General features: G+C 67.3%; 18 protein-coding genes and 1 riboswitch. Of the genes, 8 read left to right on the top strand and 10 right to left on the bottom strand.

What is annotated here, in order from left to right; genetic code table 11:
* Positions 1-99: 99 nt before the first annotated feature.
* From AB4Z27_RS18385 to AB4Z27_RS18400, 4 genes are all read right to left on the bottom strand, one after another.
* Positions 100-1,461 carry a GntP family permease gene (locus AB4Z27_RS18385; protein WP_092296719.1) on the bottom strand — a complete coding sequence of 454 codons (1,362 nt, stop codon included), beginning with the start codon at positions 1,459-1,461 and terminating at the stop codon, positions 100-102.
* Between the two features lie 116 nt (positions 1,462-1,577).
* Complete coding sequence (locus tag AB4Z27_RS18390; RefSeq protein WP_092296716.1) at positions 1,578-1,970, bottom strand: RidA family protein; 393 nt, start codon at positions 1,968-1,970, stop codon at positions 1,578-1,580.
* 32 nt (positions 1,971-2,002) lie between these two features.
* Positions 2,003-3,466, bottom strand: coding sequence for an N-acyl-D-amino-acid deacylase family protein (locus AB4Z27_RS18395; protein WP_441644985.1), 1,464 nt, complete (start codon positions 3,464-3,466; stop codon positions 2,003-2,005).
* Between the two features lie 2 nt (positions 3,467-3,468).
* Positions 3,469-4,371, bottom strand: a complete 903-nt coding sequence (locus AB4Z27_RS18400; RefSeq protein ID WP_441593273.1) for a MurR/RpiR family transcriptional regulator — start codon at positions 4,369-4,371, stop codon at positions 3,469-3,471.
* 126 nt (positions 4,372-4,497) lie between these two features.
* Here AB4Z27_RS18400 and AB4Z27_RS18405 point away from each other — a divergent pair, with 126 nt between their 5' ends.
* From AB4Z27_RS18405 to AB4Z27_RS18415, 3 genes are read left to right on the top strand one after another with little or no spacing between them, the layout of a single operon-like run.
* Positions 4,498-5,778: an amino acid deaminase gene (locus AB4Z27_RS18405; protein ID WP_441644986.1), complete on the top strand. Its 1,281-nt coding sequence runs from the start codon at positions 4,498-4,500 to the stop codon at positions 5,776-5,778.
* Between the two features lie 15 nt (positions 5,779-5,793).
* Positions 5,794-6,729 carry a sugar kinase gene (locus AB4Z27_RS18410; protein ID WP_441644987.1) on the top strand — a complete coding sequence of 312 codons (936 nt, stop codon included), beginning with the start codon at positions 5,794-5,796 and terminating at the stop codon, positions 6,727-6,729.
* 58 nt (positions 6,730-6,787) lie between these two features.
* Positions 6,788-7,429, top strand: a complete 642-nt coding sequence (locus tag AB4Z27_RS18415; protein ID WP_092296701.1) for a bifunctional 4-hydroxy-2-oxoglutarate aldolase/2-dehydro-3-deoxy-phosphogluconate aldolase — start codon at positions 6,788-6,790, stop codon at positions 7,427-7,429.
* Positions 7,430-7,544: 115 nt separating this feature from the next.
* Here the strand turns inward: AB4Z27_RS18415 and AB4Z27_RS18420 are convergent, their stop codons facing one another.
* From AB4Z27_RS18420 to AB4Z27_RS18440, 5 genes are all read right to left on the bottom strand, one after another.
* A complete protein-coding gene (locus AB4Z27_RS18420; protein ID WP_092296698.1) occupies positions 7,545-7,676 on the bottom strand; it encodes an entericidin A/B family lipoprotein in 132 nt (43 codons plus the stop codon).
* Positions 7,677-7,827: 151 nt separating this feature from the next.
* Positions 7,828-9,150: a GGDEF domain-containing protein gene (locus AB4Z27_RS18425; RefSeq protein WP_441593266.1), complete on the bottom strand. Its 1,323-nt coding sequence runs from the start codon at positions 9,148-9,150 to the stop codon at positions 7,828-7,830.
* A gap of 353 nt (positions 9,151-9,503) precedes the next feature.
* On the bottom strand, positions 9,504-10,817 hold the full coding sequence (locus tag AB4Z27_RS18430; protein ID WP_441644988.1) for a hemolysin family protein: 1,314 nt from the start codon (positions 10,815-10,817) through the stop codon (positions 9,504-9,506).
* Between the two features lie 142 nt (positions 10,818-10,959).
* On the bottom strand, positions 10,960-11,307 hold the full coding sequence (locus AB4Z27_RS18435; RefSeq protein ID WP_092296689.1) for a HigA family addiction module antitoxin: 348 nt from the start codon (positions 11,305-11,307) through the stop codon (positions 10,960-10,962).
* Entirely contained in the window at positions 11,304-11,603 is a 300-nt protein-coding gene (locus AB4Z27_RS18440) for a type II toxin-antitoxin system RelE/ParE family toxin (RefSeq protein ID WP_092296686.1), read from the bottom strand. The genes AB4Z27_RS18435 and AB4Z27_RS18440 overlap by 4 nt, the downstream gene beginning before the upstream one ends.
* A 175-nt stretch (positions 11,604-11,778) precedes the next feature.
* On the opposite strand from AB4Z27_RS18440, the gene AB4Z27_RS18445 reads away from it, so the two are divergent.
* The 4 genes from AB4Z27_RS18445 to AB4Z27_RS18460 all read left to right on the top strand — a co-directional run bounded on the left by AB4Z27_RS18445 (position 11,779) and on the right by AB4Z27_RS18460 (position 16,173).
* On the top strand, positions 11,779-12,669 hold the full coding sequence (locus AB4Z27_RS18445; protein WP_092296683.1) for a helix-turn-helix domain-containing protein: 891 nt from the start codon (positions 11,779-11,781) through the stop codon (positions 12,667-12,669).
* A gap of 79 nt (positions 12,670-12,748) precedes the next feature.
* Positions 12,749-12,916: riboswitch (FMN riboswitch) on the top strand.
* A 128-nt stretch (positions 12,917-13,044) separates the two neighbouring features.
* Positions 13,045-13,734, top strand: a complete 690-nt coding sequence (gene ribB, locus AB4Z27_RS18450) for a 3,4-dihydroxy-2-butanone-4-phosphate synthase (RefSeq protein ID WP_092296680.1) — start codon at positions 13,045-13,047, stop codon at positions 13,732-13,734.
* Positions 13,735-13,880: 146 nt separating this feature from the next.
* Positions 13,881-14,357 (top strand): surface-adhesin E family protein, encoded by a 477-nt coding sequence (locus tag AB4Z27_RS18455; protein WP_092296677.1) that lies wholly within the window; start codon positions 13,881-13,883, stop codon positions 14,355-14,357.
* A gap of 97 nt (positions 14,358-14,454) precedes the next feature.
* Positions 14,455-16,173, top strand: coding sequence for a mechanosensitive ion channel family protein (locus AB4Z27_RS18460; RefSeq protein ID WP_092296674.1), 1,719 nt, complete (start codon positions 14,455-14,457; stop codon positions 16,171-16,173).
* A 24-nt stretch (positions 16,174-16,197) separates the two neighbouring features.
* On the opposite strand, the gene AB4Z27_RS18465 is transcribed toward AB4Z27_RS18460, so the two are convergent.
* Positions 16,198-16,614 carry an RT0821/Lpp0805 family surface protein gene (locus AB4Z27_RS18465; RefSeq protein ID WP_092296671.1) on the bottom strand — a complete coding sequence of 139 codons (417 nt, stop codon included), beginning with the start codon at positions 16,612-16,614 and terminating at the stop codon, positions 16,198-16,200.
* A gap of 11 nt (positions 16,615-16,625) precedes the next feature.
* On the opposite strand from AB4Z27_RS18465, the gene AB4Z27_RS18470 reads away from it, so the two are divergent.
* Positions 16,626-16,769, top strand: a complete 144-nt coding sequence (locus AB4Z27_RS18470) for a hypothetical protein (protein WP_441593262.1) — start codon at positions 16,626-16,628, stop codon at positions 16,767-16,769.
* Positions 16,770-17,099 lie beyond the last annotated feature (330 nt).

Here is a 17,099-nt window from a genome sequence, read left to right on the forward strand (position 1 = left end):
GGCGACCGCATCGAACGGGAGTGTAGGGGGGAGGGCGGCTGTGCGCAATCCCGTGTTTCGCTCCCCCTCCCGCAGGCGGGAGAGGGGGAAAACCAAGGCTCAGACCACCGTTGCCAGGGCCAGCGTCAGGCCCAGCGCCACCACCGAGATGATGGTTTCGCAGACCGACCAGGTCTTGAACGTCTGCGCCACGGACATGTTGAAGTACTCCTTCACCAGCCAGAAGCCGCCGTCGTTCACGTGCGAGAGGATCAGCGATCCGGCGCCCGTGGAGAGCACCAGCAGTTCCGGGCGGGTGCCCGGCACGCTGGCGGCGATCGGGGCGACGATGCCGGCGGCCGTGGTCATGGCCACCGTGGCCGAGCCCGTGGCGATACGGATCATCACCGCCACCAGCCAGCCCAGCACCAGCACGGACACGTGGGCGCTGGTCGCCACGTCCACGATGGACGTGGAGATGCCCGAGTCGCGCAGGATGCGGCCAAAGCCGCCGCCGGCGCCCACCACCAGCGTGATGATGGCCGTGGGGGCCACGCACTCGTTGGTGAACTTCAGGATCATCTCGCGGCTGAAGCCGCGTGCCTTGCCGAAGGTGTAGAAGCTCACCAGTGCGGCGATCAGCAGCGCCATCACCGAGTTGCCGATCAGCTTCAGGAAGTCGTTGGCGAAGGTCTTCGGCGTGGTGAACAGGTCGGCCCAGCTACCGATCAGCATCAGCATCACCGGCAGCAGGATGGTGAACACCGTGATGCCGAAGCTCGGCAGGGCGTGCGTGGCCTTGACGCCCTCGTCTTCCTCGGTGAACTGCGCGGCCAGCGGGTTCACATCGGGCAGCTTCACGTAGCGGTCCATCAGCTTGGCGAACAGCGGGCCGGCGATGGCGGCCGTGGGCACGCCCACGATCAGCGCGTACATGATGGTCTTGCCGATGTCGGCGCCATAGGCCGTCACGGCCAGCAGCGCAGCCGGGTGGGGCGGGATCAGCCCGTGCACCACGGACAGGCCGGCCACCATCGGAATGCCCACCAGCACCATCGAGGTACCGGTGCGCTTGGCCACGTTGAAGGCGATCGGCACCAGCAGCACGAAGCCGACCTCGAAGAACACCGGCAGGCCGACGATGAACGCGATGGTCACCATGGCCCAGTGCACGTTCTTCTCGCCGAAGAAGTCGATCAGCGTCAGCGCGATGCGCTCGGCGCCGCCCGACTCGGCCATCATCTTGCCGAGCATGGTGCCCAGCCCGATCACCAGCGCGATGTGGCCCAGCGTGCCGCCCACGCCGGCCTCGAACGACTTGATGATGTCGCCCATCGGCATGCCCACGGCAAAGCCGAGCGCGACGGACACTATCACCAGCGTGATGAACGGGTTGAGCTTGAACCTGGCGATCAGTATGACCAGCGCGATCACGGCGATCAGCGCATAAACCAGGAGTGTGGTTCCTGTTACGGCACCCATATTGTCTCCTTGCGCGGGTGCCGTCCGGAGGACGGTCCGCTTCCGCTATGAAAAGGCCGCTATTCCTGTGGGGCTTAGCGGCCGGGTTGATAAATCGGTTGGCTCACCGTGCGGGCTTATGCCGCGGTTTTCTTGTAGGCAATGCAGTCCACTTCGACCTTGCAGTCCACCACCATGCTGGACTGCACGCAGGCGCGGGCCGGCGGGTTGGCGCCGAAGTATTCCTTGAAGATCTTGTTGAACGAGGTGAAGTCGCGGGCGTCGTCCAGCCAGACGCCGCAGCGCACCACGTGCTCGGGGCCGTAGCCGGCCTCGGCCAGGATCGCCAGCACGTTCTTGATGGCCTGGTGGCTCTGCGCCACGATGCCGCCGTCGATCACCTCGCCGCCCACCATCGGCACCTGGCCGGATACGTAGAGCCAGCCGTCGGCGGCTACCGCGCGGGCGAACGGCATGTGCGAACCGCCCTGGCCCGTGCCGCCTTCCACGCCGAAACGCTTGATGTCCATGAAAACTCCTGTTTACTGAATGATGAAAGGGGTCAGGCCGTGGCGCGGGGGCCGCGCGGCAGGAAGCGGCCGGCGCGCACGCCGGTGGCCTCGCGCTGCTGCCACGACAGCTCGCCGTTGACCCAGACCGCCGCGATGCCCTCGGCGGGCTGCATGGGGTCGGTGAAGCTGGCGGCGTCCCGGATCGTGGCGGCGTCGAACAGGACCAGGTCGGCCCAGTAGCCTTCGCGCACGAAGCCKCGCCCGGTCAGCCCGAAGCGCTCGGCGGAGAGGCCGGTCATCTTGTTGACGGCCACGCTCAGCGGAAATAGCTCGCGGTCGCGCGCGTAGTGGCCCAGCACGCGCGGAAACGCGCCCCAGAGACGMGGGTGCGGCAGCGGGTCATTGGGCAGGCCGTCGGAGCCGACCACCGTGGCCGGATGGCGCAGGATGCGGTCCACATCGGCATCTTCCATGCAGTGGTAGACCGCGCCGGCCGGTTGCAGTCGCCGCGCGGCTTCCTCCAGATCGACATTCCACTCGGCGGCGATGTCGGCCAGCAGGCGGCCGCCCATGGCCGGATGCGACTCCGACCACGTGACCTGGATGTCGAAATCGCTGGTCACCTGCTTGAGGTCGAGCGTGGACGAGCTGGCCGTGTACGGATAGCAGTCGCAGCCCACCGGCTGCCAGCGCTGGGCGCCTTCCAGCGCGTCCAGCACCTCGCCGCTGCGGCCCCAGTTGGGCACGCCGGCGCATTTCAGGTGCGAGATGACCACCGGCACGCGCGCATGGCGGCCGATGCGGAAGGCTTCGTCCATGGCGTCGAGGATCTCGGCGAACTCGCTGCGCAGGTGGGTGGCGTAGAGCGCGCCGGCGTCCGCGAGCGGCTCCGCCAGGGCGAGGACTTCCTCGGTCGGCGCGCAGAAGGCGTTGGCGTAGGCCAGCCCGGTGGAGAGGCCCAGGGCGCCGTGGGTCAGGGCTTCCTCCAACTGCGCGCGCATCGCGGCGGTCTCGTCGGGGGTGGCGGCGCGGTCGAGCCGGTCCATATGGTTGCTGCGCAGGGCCGTGTGGCCGACCAGCGCGGCCACATTGACGGCCGGCTGCGCCGCGTTGACGGCCTCGACATAGGCCTGGAAGCTCGGGTAGCGAAACGCCTCGGCGCGGCCCAGCAGGTTCATCGGATCGGGCGGCTCACCCGCCAGCGTGACCGGCGCCGCGCTGATGCCGCAGTTGCCGACGATCACSGTCGTCACGCCCTGCGAGATCTTCGGCGTCATCTCGGGCTGGCGGACYACGTTGGTGTCGTCGTGCGTGTGGACGTCGATAAAGCCGGGCGAGAGCACCATCCCGTGGCCTTCCACCACGTGGGAGGCGGTGTCCGGGTCGATGGCGCCGGGGGCGTCGATGCGCGTGATGCGGCCGTCGCGGATGCCCACGTCGGCCAGCCGGGGCGCGGCGCCCGAGCCGTCGATCAGGCTCACGAGGCGGATCAGGGTGTCGAACAGGTGTGGCATGGTCAGTCTCCCAGCGGCTGGCGGCTGTCCGGCCCGTCGCTGTCCTGGCTCACGCCGCGGTGGGCGTCGAGCACGTATTTGAGGCGGCGCAGCTTCTCRGCACTCTGTTCCTGCGTCAGCAGGGCCAGGCGCGTGGCGAGCACGTCGAGCACCAGCAGCATYGCGTAGCGCGAGGCCGATGGCTTGAAGATGAAATCCGTCTCCAGCGAGCGCACGGGCAGCAGCACATCGGCACGCGCCGCCAGCGGCGAACCGAGCGCCGTCACAGCGATCAGCCGGGCGCCGTACTCGCGCGCGATGTCGCAACTGGCCAGCATCTCGGGCATGTTGCCGCTCGCCGAGAACGCCAGGACCACGTCGTCGCGCGTCAGCGTGGCCGCCACCATCTTCTGGAGGACCGCGTCCTGATACGAGGCCACGGGGTGGCCGAGCCGCGCCAGCCGGTAGCGCGCCTCGTCGGCCATGAACGTCGAGCCGCCACCCATGCCAAAAGCGTAGACCATGCGCGCGTCCAGCAACAGCCGCGCGGCAATGCCGATGCGTTCAGGGTCGATCAGCTTGCGATTGACCTCCAGCGTGTTGATGACATCGGCGTGAATGCTTTCTGCCAGCGAGGCGGGCGCCCCGGGCTCCGCCAGCGGCACCGGCTGCAGGAAGCGCGAGCCTACGGCGGTGGCCTGGGCCAGCCGCAGCTTCAGGTCGCGCACATCGCGGCAGCCGATGGCCTTGGCGAAGCGCGTGACACTGGCCTCGCTCACCGCCGCCTTGCGCGCCAGTTCATTGATGCTGGCCGCCGCCGCGCCGGCCAGGTCTTCCAGGATCACCTGGGCGACCTTCTGCTCGGCCAGACGCAGCGCGGGGCCACGTTCGGCAATGCGGGTCAGGATGTCGAAAGGCGCGGTCATGGCGGGCGGATGCGCGTCCCCCGGCAGGGCTGTCGGGCGAGGCATGTTACTTTATAACAAGGATGAAATATCGTAGTTTCAAGGCTATGATTACGTCAATCAGAATTTTTGCGGGGTGATGACAGCATGCGTGAGACAAAGTATCAGGGTGAATACCAAGCCGGAATCATCGATCCGCTGAACAAGGCGCTGGGCCGGATGGACACCCCGCTGGCCCCCGCAAACGCCAGCCAGGTCGGCTGGAACCTGTTGTCGGAGGACCTGAGCCTGCCCGCGGCTGTGCTCTATGAGGAACGTCTCGCGCACAACCTCACATGGATGCGCCGCTTCATGGGTGAATACCGGGTGCAGCTGGCGCCGCATGGCAAGACCACCATGGCGCCCAAGCTGTTTGCGCGACAGTTGCAGGAAGGTGCCTGGGGCATCACCCTGGCCACCGCGCACCAGACCGCAGCCGCCGCCGCGCATGGTGTGAAACGCGTGCTGATGGCCAACCAGCTGGTTGGCCGCCGCAATATGGAGATCGTGGCGGACCTGCTGCGCGATCCTTCCTTCGAATTCTTCTCGCTCGTCGATTCAGCGGATCTCGTCGATCAGCTCGGCGCGTTTTTCCGTGCGCGCGGCCAGAAGCTGCAAGTATTGGTGGAACTGGGCGTGGAGGGTGGTCGTACTGGCGTGCGTGACGCCGCCCAGCAGCAGGCCGTGATGGACGCGTTGGCGCGCTGGCCCGACGCGCTCGCGCTGGCCGGCGTGGAAGTCTACGAAGGCGTGCTCCAGCAGGAGGCCGACATCCGCGCCTTCCTGCAGCGCACTGTGGCCGTGACGCGCCAGCTGGCCGCCGAAGGCCGCTTCAGCCGCAGCCCAGTGGTCATGTCGGGCGCGGGCTCGGCCTGGTATGACGTGGTGGCCGAGGAGTTCTCGCGGGCCGACATCGGCGCCCCCATCGACATCGTGCTGCGTCCCGGCTGCTACCTGACCCACGACGTGGGTATCTACCGTGCCGCGCAGACGCGCATCCTGGCCAACAACCCCGTGGCGCAGCAGATGCGCGAGGGGCTGCTGCCCGCGCTGCAGCTCTGGGCCTATGTGCAGTCGATTCCCGAGCCGACGCGCGCGATCATCGGCATGGGCAAGCGCGATGCCGCGTTCGACGCCGGCATGCCGATTCCCGCGCGCCTGTACCGGCCCGGCACGGACGCCCCGGTGGACACCCCGGCGCACTGGCAGGTGACCGGCATGATGGACCAGCATGCCTATTTGCAGATTCAGGCTGGCGACGATGTGCGCGTCGGGGATATGATTGCCTTCGACATCTCGCATCCCTGCCTGACGTTCGACAAGTGGCGGCACATCCCCGTGCTGGACGACCAGTTGCGCGTCATCGACATCGTGCAGACGTTCTTCTGAGGGAGACCCTGCGACATGAGCATCGACATTCTTGCCTACGGCGAGCCGCTGGTGGAATTCAACCAGCAGCCCGACGACGCCAGCCGCTACCTGCARGGCTTTGGCGGCGAYACCTCGAACTTCTGCATCGCCGCCGCGCGGCAGGGCGCCACCACCGGCTACATCAGCGCGGTGGGCGCCGACAGCTTMGGCGAGCGCCTGCTGGCSCTSTGGACYACCGAGCGCGTGGATACGCGGCACGTCAGCGTGAATGCGGCGGCGCCCACGGGCGTCTATTTCGTCTCGCACGACAGCCACGGCCATCGTTTCGACTACCTGCGCGAGGGCTCGGCCGCGAGCCGCTATCACCATGACCAATTGCCGCTGGCGGCGATTGCCCAGGCGCGCTTCCTGCACCTGTCCGGCATCAGCCTGGCCATCAGCACCAGCGCCTGCGACGCCGGGCTGGCCGCGATGGAGCACGCGCGCAAGGGCGGCACGCAGGTGTCGCTCGATACCAACCTGCGGCTGCGGCTGTGGTCGCTGGCCCGCGCGCGCGGCATCATGCGCGAGGCGTTTTCGCTGACCGACGTCTGCCTGCCGAGCTGGGACGACATTACCGTGCTCACGGGGCTGGACGACCGCGATGCCATCGTCGATTACCTGCTCGGCTGCGGCATCGGGCTGGTGGCGCTGAAGCTGGGCGAGGAGGGCAGCTACGTGGCCACGCCCGAGGCGCGCTCGCTGGTGCCGCCGTACCCGGTGCGGCCGCTCGACGCCACCGGCGCGGGCGATTGCTTCGGCGGGAGCTTCATCGCCCGGCTGGCTGCGGGCGCGGATCCGTTCGATGCCGCGCGCTACGCCAACGTGGCGGCTGCGCTGTCCACTACGGGCTACGGCGCGGTCGCGCCGATCCCGCGCGCCGATACCGTGCAGGCGCGCCTGGAACAATCCGTTTCGGTGATTGCCTGACTGGAACCAGACGGGCGTGCTTCGCCCCCCATATTTGCCACCCAACATCGGGACTGTCATGCCAAATCAACCTTCCCCGCTGCTAGAACGACTCGTCAATGTGCCGGTGATTCCGGTGCTGGAATACCACTCGGTGGACGACGCGCTGCACGTCAGCGAGGCGCTCGTCGCCGGCGGCCTGCCGCTGCTGGAGATCACGCTGCGCACGCCGGTCGCCCTGGAGGCCATCCAGGCCGTGGCCAAGGCGCTGCCGCAGGCCGTGGTGGGTGCCGGCACGGTGCTGACCGTGGAACAGCTTCACGCCGTACGCGACGCCGGCGCCCAGTTCGCGGTCTCGCCCGGCCTGACGCGCAAGCTGGCCGATGGCGCGCAAGGCGCGGGCATCACGCTGTTGCCGGGCGTAGCGACTGCCAGCGAGGCCATGGCGGCGCTGGAATCCGGCTTCACCTTCCTGAAGTTCTTCCCGGCCGAGGCAGCCGGCGGCGTGCCGATGCTGAAGTCGCTGTACGGGCCGCTGGCGCAGCTCAAGTTCTGCCCGACCGGCGGGATCGACCTCATCAAGGCCCAGCACTACCTGGCGCTGCCGAACGTGGTGTGCGTGGGCGGCTCGTGGGTCGTGCCCAAGGACGCCGTGGCCGCCAAGGACTGGGGCCGCATCCGCAAGCTGGCCGAGGAAGCCGCACGGCTCTGCAAGGGCTGATCGCCCGACCGCTGGAAAGCGGGGAGTAAAAACTACAAAGCCGACCGGGAATTCATTCCCGGTCGGCTTTTTTAGTCCTCGGAGCGCCCGCTACGGCGCCTCGGCTGGAGAGCGTTTACTTCGCCTTTTCAGCGGAGTTCTCGAGTTTCTGACCGCCCTTCTGCACGTCCTGGCCGACGCCGGCCATGGTGTTGCAACCTGCCAGCAGGGTGGCACACAGTACGCACCAGATCCATCCTTTTTTCACGAGTGGCTCCTTTAGGGATAGTGAGAAGTGGGCACATTCTACCGTCGCCCCAATCGATCTCGATGCAGGATGTGTGCCAATTTGTAAGTAGGAAAACGCTGACAAACGGCTACAAACGGCTGACAAACAGGCCCTCCGGCACCGTGCCCGATCAAGGGCGAAGGCCGGGGCCGAGCAGTTGCCGCGCGCGGTCCACGATGGCCGCGTGGGTCTGCGCCAGCCAGTGCGCGGGGAAGGGCTGGGCGAGCAGATAGCCCTGGACGCTGTCGCAGCCCCAGTCGCGCACGGCCTCCAGCTGGGTGCGCGTCTCCACGCCCTTGGCACAGACCGGTACGCCATGCGCGTGGGCCAGCACGCACGCCGCGCGCAGGTGGGCGGCGATGTCGCCGCTGCGGGTAGCGTGCCCCAGATGGCGCGCATCGAGCGTGACCACATCGGGCCGGGTGATTTCCAGTGCGCGCAGGCTTGCTGCGTTGTCGGTGAAGTCRCTGAGCGCCATGCCGATGCCGGTGTCATGCAGCAGCGTAGCCTTGTGGGCGGTCTCCGGACTGTCCGGCACGATGCTCACCGGCACCTCCACACACAGCCGGCCGGGGCCCACGCCGTAGGCCTCGACGGCCCGGCGCAGCATGTCGATGCTGCCGGGCGACTGCAACTGCGAGCTTGACGCCAGCAGCGTGAAGGGCACCGGCGCCACGGTCTCCGTGGCCCGCATCAGGGGCAGCAGTTGCTGAAGAATCCATTGCCCCATCTCGTCCATCATGCCGAGTGCCTCGACGGCGGGCAGGAAGTCGTGCGGCGCAATGCGGCCCAGCACCGCGTGCTGCCAGCGCAGCCGCACCGTGTAGGCGACGATCTTGGCGGTGGAAAGTAACGCGCGGGGCTGCAGATGCAGGCTCAGTTCGCCCCGGGCGATGGCATGGGGCAGGGCGGCGAGCAGCGGTGCCATGCGCGGGGGCGTGGGCAGGCTGGCGCGGCCAACGCCGTCGCCGCCGCGCCGGTTGATCTGCAGCATGGCGTCGAAGGCCTGCTGCAGGTTGCGTTCGGTGGCGCTGTCGGGGTGATCCATCGCCGCGCCGATGCTGCACGACAGAAACAATTCGAAACCATCGACCAGATAGGGCCGGCCCAGCACGGCTGCAATCGTCATGCTCAGGCAGCCGGGGTCGTCCGTGCCCTCGGGGAGCAGGCAGGCAACGCCGAGATCGGCCGGGCCCAGCCATTGCATCACGGCCGGCATGGTGGCGAGGCTTGCCACCCGCGACTTGACCTCTGCGCGCAGCAGATTGGCGCGCGCCGGACCGAGGGTGTCGCAGGCATGCTGGAAGCGGTCGAGGCGGATGACCAGCACGGCCAGAGGATGGGCCGTGCCGACCTGCGCGCGATGTTCGTCCAGCGCGGCAATGAACACCGCCGGCTGGGCCGCGCGGTTGCCGTCCATGGCTGGTGGCGTGTCGTGAGTGTCCGCGCTCATCAGTGACTCGCGGCGCCGTAGAGGCCGTGGCAGACATCAGCCACCGGCAATACCCGTTTTGCGTTCCCGTTCATGCATTCCATCTTTCGGGGCGCTCTGCTGGCGCCGCTCGATTTTGTTAGCGACTGCGTGGTACTGCGGATGCTGCAAGGCAGATCATACGGCAGCCGCGTAGAACTAGGAGAACGGCTAGGCCCACGTGCACAGTGCGTAACAGCGATGTTTGATTCTGCACAACGAATCGCATGTCGCTACAAAAGTCGTCTTGACCAGTGAGCAGGAATCGCGTTAGGGCGCGGGCAATAAAAAACGGACGCATAAGCGTCCGTTTCGGGGTGAGGCGGGCAGGGCGGTCAGCCGGTGGTTTCGGGCTCCGGGCCGTCCTCGGGCGGCACCTGGGAGGCCAGCACCTTGTCGATRCGCTTGCCGTCCATGTCGATGATCTCGAACTTCCAGTCGCCCCATTGCACGCTGTCGGTGGTCTGCGGCAGGCGGCCGAGCAGCAAGAGCAGCATGCCGGACAGCGTGTGGTAGCGCTCCTTGTCTTCCTCGGGCACGGCGCGCAGGCCCAGGCGGTCCTTGAATTCTGGCACCGGGATCATGCCGTCCAGCAGCCACGAGCCATCGTCGCGCTGCACGGCCCACTCGCCACCTGCCTCATCGGGCTTGAACTCGCCGGTAATCGCCTCGATCAGGTCCTGCAGCGTGACCAGACCCAGCACCTCGCCGTATTCGTCGATCACGAAGGCGATCTGGCCGCCGGAGGCACGGAAGTTCTCGAGCAGCTCCATGCCGGTGACGCTTTCCGGCACGAACACGGCCGGCTGGAGCACCGCGGTCAGTTCGGCACGCTCGCCACGGAGGCGGCGGGCCAGCAACTGACGCGCGCTGACCACGCCCAGAATGTCGTGCATGCCACCCCGCACCACGGGGAAGCGCGAGTGGTCCGATTCCTCGATCCGGCGCAGGTTCTCTTCTTCGGAGAGGCCGGCGTCCAGGTAGACCACATCGCCGCGCGGCACCATCAGCGAGGCCARYTGGCGATCATCGAGCCGGAACACGTTGCGCACCATCGTGTGCTCGTGACGTTCGATGACGCCTGCCTCGGAGCCTTCCACCAGCAGCGCGTGGATTTCTTCCTCGGTCACGGCCGGGCCGCGATCGGTCTTGACGCCGAGCAGCCGCAGCACGAGGCGCGTGGAGCCGCCCAGCAGCTTGACGAATGGTGTGGACGCCGTGGCGAGGAACGAGATCGGGCGCGCCACCGCGCGCGCGATGGCCTCGGGCGCCAGCTGGCCGAGCCGTTTGGGCACCAGTTCGCCAAGGACAATCGAGAAATAGGTCAGKCCGGCCACCACGATGGCCGTGGCGGTATAGCCTGCCGAGGGCTGCGACATGCCCAGGCCCGCGAGCCATTCGCCGAGCGGYGCCGCCAGCGTGGATTCCCCGACCACGCCGTTCAGCACGCCGATGGAAGTAATGCCGATCTGGACGGTGGACAGGAACCGCGTGGGGTCCTCTCCGAGCTTGACGGCCTCTATCGCGCCACGGTCGCCGTTCTCGATCTGCCGCTGCAACCGGGCCTTGCGGGCCGTGACGAGTGCGATCTCGGACATGGCGAACAGGCCGTTAACCAGAATGAGCGCCAGTAATATGGCTATTTCCATCAGGGTGCGCGCCCTATGCGCGCGGGAATTGAAAAGTCAAAGCATACCATCGGCATGTGACCGGACCACTGCGCGGTGGCGCACACGTCACAAGAAAATGGCCCGTCCGGTGGACGGTCTTGCACGGCAGCGCAAGCACGGATCATGCCGTCAGCGGCTGGATGTCCCGCTCGATCTTCTCGCCGGCCTTCTCCTGGGCGATGCGCAGGTCGTACGCCGCCTGGAGATTGGCCCAGAACTGTGGCGTCGTGCCGAAGTAGCGGGCGAGCCGCAACGCGGTTTCGGGCGAGATGGCGCGGCGCCCGCGCACGACGTCGTTGATGCGCGGCGCGGGCACGCGCAGGGCAATCGCCAGCGCATTGGCCGAGAGCCCGTGCGGGGCCATGAAGTCCTGGCGCAGGATCTCGCCCGGGTGCACCGGCGCGAGGGGCTCGCCCGTTTCGACGTCCCTGGCATCGAGGCGCGGCAGGTCTTCACGCGTGATGGTCATGCTGGCTCCGGTTGTCGGTGATAGTCCGCAATGTCGACGTCCCATGCTTCGCCGTTCTGAAAACGGAAGCAGATGCGCCACTGGTTGTGAATCTGGATGCTCCATTGGCCCCGCCGCGCGCCACGCAGGGGTTCCAGCCGGTTCGCCGGCGGGGCCTGCATGTCGACCAGCGATGCCGCCGCGTCCAGCAGCCCGAGTTTCCTGAACGCCGTGGCCTGAATATGCCGTGGCAGGGTGTTGACGTACCGGCCGCAGAACAGGGCCGCCGTGGCTTTATTGGCGAACGTCCGGATCATGGATGTCGATGGTATAACGTATTGCATTAAATGGCCAGCATCTAGGATGAGGGTGAACCGTCATCCTAGAAAGCCGCGCGCCATTGCGACATGGGACGAATCTGAAACCTGTGAATCACGATGATTACCTGCRAGGGAATCGTCACGCTTCCCGGCCCATGCTGTAATACCCGCCATGGAATCCCTCACGCCCGGCTCCGAAGCCGCTCTCGATTTCCCCGCCCTGCTGCGCTACTGGCGCGGCAAGCGCGGTTACAGCCAGCTCGCGCTGTCGCTCGCGGCCGGTGTATCGCAGCGCCATATCAGTTTTCTGGAGTCGGGCCGGGCGCGGCCCAGTCGCGAGATGGTGCTGGCGCTGGCAGACCGCCTCGCCGTGCCGCTGCGGCAGCGGAACCGCTTGCTGCTGGCGAGCGGCTTCGCGCCGGCCTATAGCGAACACGCGCTGGCGGCGCCGCCCTTGCACATGGTGCGGCAGGCCATTGCGCTGATCCTSAGCAAGCAGGAGCCCTATCCCGCCGTGGTGCTGGACCGGTTCTGGAATCTGGTGGACGCCAACACCGCGTACCGGCGCATGTTCGGCACGCTGCTGGCGGGGCGCCGGCCCGCTTCGCTCGATGAGGACGGCCGGCGCATCAACCTGATGCTGACCGTGTTCGACCCGGACGGCCTCTGGCCGATGATCGAGAACGCGCAGCAGGTGGGCCGCTACCTCGTGCGCCGGGTCTGGCAGGCGTTGCAGGCGCAGGCGCACGATGAGGTGGCGCGTGAGATGTTTCGCCGCATCGCCGCATGGCATCCAGACATGGTGGGGCCCGGCGGCGAGCTGCTGGCGGATGAGGATGACCCCGAGGCGGACGGCGCGCCGCCGCCGGTCTTGCCCGTGATCGTCCAGGCTGGACGGTTCCGCGCGTCGCTGTTCTCCACCCTGACCACGCTGGGCATTCCGCAGGACGTCACGCTGGAAGAGTTGCGCATCGAGTGYTTCTTCCCGGCCGACGAGGCCACCCGYGACCTGTTTGAGTCCCTGGCCGGCACTCCCGCGCCCGAGCGCGCGCTCGAGTCGTAGTTCAGCCAGAATCGCACGCTCGTGCTAACATCGCCGGGCCGTTGTGGCAGTGCGGAAAACGCCTGCCGCCACGGCGTCGTTACGTCTTCAGGGCGGGGTGAAAGTCCCCACCGGCGGTATGTTGCCAGCGTCGTGCATCGATGACGCGAGGCAGCGAGCCCGCGAGCGCCCGCATTCCCGTGCGGGGTCAGCAGACCTGGTGAGAGGCCAGGGCCGACGGTCAGAGTCCGGATGAAAGAAGATGGGCGAAAATCCGCAAGCCGGCCTTGCGCGCGTGGACACGTCCGCCCGCGCGGCGGAGCGTCGTCGTATTTTTGCGGGTTTTCGCTGATCCACCCTGAAACGCCCACTGATCCCTATATATGGAGCGTTTCAATGCTGCACCACACCGAAGTCAATCTCCCGAACGTTAATTCTGGCGCCAACCTTGCCATCGCCGATGCCGATCCGCGCCCGCTGGCCGAGCGCATCGCGCACGCGCTCGAGGCCATGCGTGAGGGCCGTCCCGTCGTGCTGCTCGATGACGACGACCGCGAGAACGAGGCGGACCTGATCCTGTCCGCCGAGCGCCTGACTACGGCCAATATGGCGATGATGATCCGCGAATGCAGCGGCATCGTCTGCCTGTGCCTGACCGAGACCAAGGTCCGCGAACTCGGCCTGCGCCCGATGGTGGAGAACAACCTCAGCCAGTACGGCACCGCCTTCACCGTCTCCATCGAGGCGCGCGAGGGCGTGACCACTGGCGTGAGCGCCGCCGACCGCATCACCACCATCCGCGCGGCCATTGCCGAGGATGCCGGCACGGACGCCGTGGTCAGCCCCGGCCACGTGTTCCCGCTCGTGGCCCGCGACGGCGGCGTGCTGGTGCGGCGCGGCCATACCGAAGGTTCGGTGGACCTCGCGCGGATGGCGGGACTGTCGCCGGCGGCGGTGCTCTGCGAACTGATGAATCCGGACGGCACCATGGCGCGCCGCCCCGAGGCGCTGGCGTTTGCCGAGATGTACCAGTTGCCGGTGCTGACCATCGAAGACCTCGCCGCCTGGCGTGAAATCAACGGCTGAGGGAGCCCGGAAGGGCGCCTCAGGCGCCTTCGGCCCGGCGCGATGACGCAATCTGATGCAGTTTCATCGCGCCAAACGGGCGAATAGGCAGCCTCGCTGTGCGACAATGCGGGCTGCTTTTTTCCCGTCATGACGAGGGCTTCCCGATGTCTGTTCGCGCGTTCCTCCCGCATTTTTCGCGATTTCCCCGATTTCTCGCACGCCTGACCGTCCTGGCCGGCGCGTGCTTCTGCCTGACCGCCCACGCCGGCGGGCAGGCCGATCCCGCCCCGCCGGACCCCCAACGCTGGGTGCCGATGGTGGGCGCCACCGGCATGACCTCCTACTTCGATCAGACCGCCGTGCGCCGTCGCGGCCCCGAGGTGGGCGTCGTGCTGATGCATAACGCCCCAACGGGCGGCGTGATCCGCACCGCCAGCGGCGACGCCATTCGCTCGTCGCTGAAGCGGATGGTGCTGAATTGCGCCACGTCGATGTTCGCGGTGGTGGAGCAGACCCTCTACAGCAAGCGCTACGCGCGCGGCGAATCGCTATATACGATCCGCGCCCCGCAGACGGGCATGCCCCAGCCGATTGCCTCCGGCACCCTCGCCGGGGAGCTGATGAGCCGGCTCTGCCGCTGAGGCCAACCGCCACGGGCTAAGGCCGCTCGTCAATAGCGGTCCCGTTTTCCGCCGCGACACGCTATGCTTCGCCTCACGTCCACACGAGGGGGCAGGCATGGCGCACGCATGGCGGCAGGTGGCATGGTTCTGGCTGACGACTATTGGACTGGTCGGCATCTTCTGTGGATGGGTGCACGCGGCGTCAGCGCCGGCCGCACCATCCTCTCCTCCGGCGGCCGCCACGGCCGCAGCCCAGTCCACGCCCGTGGAACTGCGGCTGATGAACCGGCCCGTCGCCACCCTGCGCGGCACCCTGGGCGGCGCCGGCCCCGCCACCCGCGCCGAGCGGGCCGAAACCACGTTCGACAACCTGAGCGAGTCAGAGCTGGGGCTGCCACTGAGCCAGTTGAGCGGCACGCTCGGCGATGTCAGCGGCGTGGCCTTCCGCCTTGGCGACCGCGTGCTCTTCGCCCTGGTCGAGGGCGATCTCGATCCTACCGATGGCCTGACGATCGAAGTGGCAGCCGCCCAGACGCGCGCGCGGCTCCAGGCCGTTATCGACGCCCGCCGGGCCCAGCTCTACTGGCCTAACCTGCTGCGCGGGGCCTTGTTGTCGCTGGGCAGCCTGGCGCTGATGGTCGGGTTGATCTGGGGCATTGGCCGCGCCCGCAGCCGCATGCGCGGCGCACTGCAACACGCGCTGGACGTTCATCTGCAACAGCGCAGCGGCAGCCAGTTCGACTGGACCGGCGCGGTCTACCAGCTCGTCAGCCGCATCGTCCAGATCCTGGCGGTGGGCTCGGTCATCGCGCTGGGCTTCCTCTGGCTCCAGTTCGCGCTCGAGCAGTTTCCGCTGACCGAACCGCTCGGCGACCGCATGGGCGCCTTCTTCCTTGGCCTGCTGCGGCATATCGGCGTGTCGATCGTGGAGTCGATCCCGGGGCTGGTCACGGTGGTGGTCATCCTGCTGATCACCCGCGCGATCCAGCGGCTGGTCGGCAATATCTTTGTCGCCGTGCARAAGGGGCAGATCACGGTGCCGGGCATGCACCCGGAAACGGCCGGCGCCACGCGGCGGCTGGCCAGCGTGCTGGTCTGGGCGCTCGGGTTCACCTTCGCCTATCCCTATATCCCCGGCTCYCAGAGCGACGTGTTCAAGGGCCTGTCCGTGCTGATCGGCTTCATGATCACGCTGGGCTCGGCCAATATCGTCAACCAGATCATGAGCGGGATGGTGGTGGTCTATTCGCGCGCGCTGCGCCGGGGGGACATGGTCAGCATTGGCGATACGGTGGGCACGGTGATCGGGCTGGACGCGCTGTCGGTCAAGGTCGTCAACCTGCGCAACGAGGAGGTGACGCTGCCGAACGCAGTGGTGGTGGGCAGCGCCATCCACAACTTCTCGCGCCATGGCGCCACGCGCGACCCTGGCACCGCCGAGCAGGGCGCGATGGTGTCCACTTCGGTCACCATCGGCTATGACACGCCGTGGCGGCAGGTCCACGCAATGCTGCTGGAAGCCGCCGCCCACGCCACCCACGTGGTGGCGGCGCCCACGCCGTTCGTGCTCCAGCGCGGGCTATCGGATTTCTACGTCGAATATGAGCTGTTCACGGCGATCGACAATCCGCGCAATCGCTTTTTTGCGCTGTCGGCACTGCACGCGGCCATCCAGGATGTGTTCAACACCCACGGCGTGCAGATCATGTCGCCCCATTTCATCGACCAGCCGGGCCAGAGCGTGGTGGTACCGCAGGCCCGCTGGTTCGAGGCGCCGGGCCATGCCGAGGTGGACCCGGCCGCGCACCCGCATCGCCGGGCCACGCGGCCGTGAGTGCAACCTCGGCCAGCTTCGGACTTACTCCGCCACGTGGCGGGCCTTCCAGGCGCCGTTGGACTGCTTGCAGAACCAGCCCGACCACGCTTCGGTGGCGCTGCCGCGCTGCAGTTCGGACTTCAGGCGCCGGCACTTTTGGCCCTTGTCTTCCTTGGTGGTGACGGGCGTGATGGTGCCGAGGATGGCGGCGCGCTTGCCGGCGCCCGGGTAGTTCCAGGTCACGCTTTCGTTGTCGGGGCCGCCGTCGAGGATCTTGCGCACGGTCTGTTGCAGCGAGGCGGCTTCCTTCTGGTTCAGCGTGCCGATGATGCTGCCGGACAGGTAGTTGTCGAAATAGGCGAGGGCGGGCTGGGCGGTGCCAAGCAGCAGGGCGCAGCCAAGGCTGGCGGCAAGCGCCAGTCGAAGATGGGAACGGCGAAGGGTACCCCGGGCGTGCATGACGATTCCTCGTGAGAATGGATGACGTGGCGATTGTAAGCGCGCCCACGCCGCTTGGGGGCATCGCGATGCTTCCCGAGACACTTGGCGCCCCGGTGCGGCGCAGCATCGCCTCCGCCGCAGTGCGGTTTGACACCGTGCCGCCGCTGACCTAGCGTGGATTGCCATGTGTCCGCGCAGCCATCCGGGCGCGGCACGGTCATGGGCCGGACGCTGGGGCGAACCCTGCCCATATCCCGGAAACGCTTGTCCCAAGCGGCTTTGGAGCTACCGCTTGAACATTTTGTTGCAAACGTTGCGCCAGCGAAACGTGACTTTTAAGTCTCGAATTGTTATGGTTTCGCATCGCAATGCAACAAATCCGTTACGGACCGGTCGATACCGATCCCGACTGAATCGGATCCGACGCCTGGTCCGTCTCTTGCTCTGGAGACCTGCGACCGACAGTCGGACGCACGCTGAAACGTCTGTTGAACACTTTCGAT

Source organism: Cupriavidus sp. KB_39 (assembly GCF_052114485.1).
In the GTDB taxonomy this organism is placed as follows: domain Bacteria; phylum Pseudomonadota; class Gammaproteobacteria; order Burkholderiales; family Burkholderiaceae; genus Cupriavidus.

What these genes read in the sequence shown, in the direction of transcription:
- AB4Z27_RS18385 (WP_092296719.1), bottom strand. Translation starts at nt 1,461, where the DNA reads ATGGGTGCCGTAACAGGAACCACACTCCTGGTTTATGCGCTGATCGCC.
- AB4Z27_RS18390 (WP_092296716.1), bottom strand. Translation starts at nt 1,970, where the DNA reads ATGGACATCAAGCGTTTCGGCGTGGAAGGCGGCACGGGCCAGGGCGGT.
- AB4Z27_RS18405 (WP_441644986.1), top strand. Translation starts at nt 4,498, where the DNA reads ATGCGTGAGACAAAGTATCAGGGTGAATACCAAGCCGGAATCATCGAT.
- AB4Z27_RS18415 (WP_092296701.1), top strand. Translation starts at nt 6,788, where the DNA reads ATGCCAAATCAACCTTCCCCGCTGCTAGAACGACTCGTCAATGTGCCG.
- AB4Z27_RS18435 (WP_092296689.1), bottom strand. Translation starts at nt 11,307, where the DNA reads ATGACCATCACGCGTGAAGACCTGCCGCGCCTCGATGCCAGGGACGTC.
- AB4Z27_RS18440 (WP_092296686.1), bottom strand. Translation starts at nt 11,603, where the DNA reads ATGATCCGGACGTTCGCCAATAAAGCCACGGCGGCCCTGTTCTGCGGC.
- ribB (WP_092296680.1), top strand. Translation starts at nt 13,045, where the DNA reads ATGCTGCACCACACCGAAGTCAATCTCCCGAACGTTAATTCTGGCGCC.
- AB4Z27_RS18455 (WP_092296677.1), top strand. Translation starts at nt 13,881, where the DNA reads ATGTCTGTTCGCGCGTTCCTCCCGCATTTTTCGCGATTTCCCCGATTT.
- AB4Z27_RS18465 (WP_092296671.1), bottom strand. Translation starts at nt 16,614, where the DNA reads ATGCACGCCCGGGGTACCCTTCGCCGTTCCCATCTTCGACTGGCGCTT.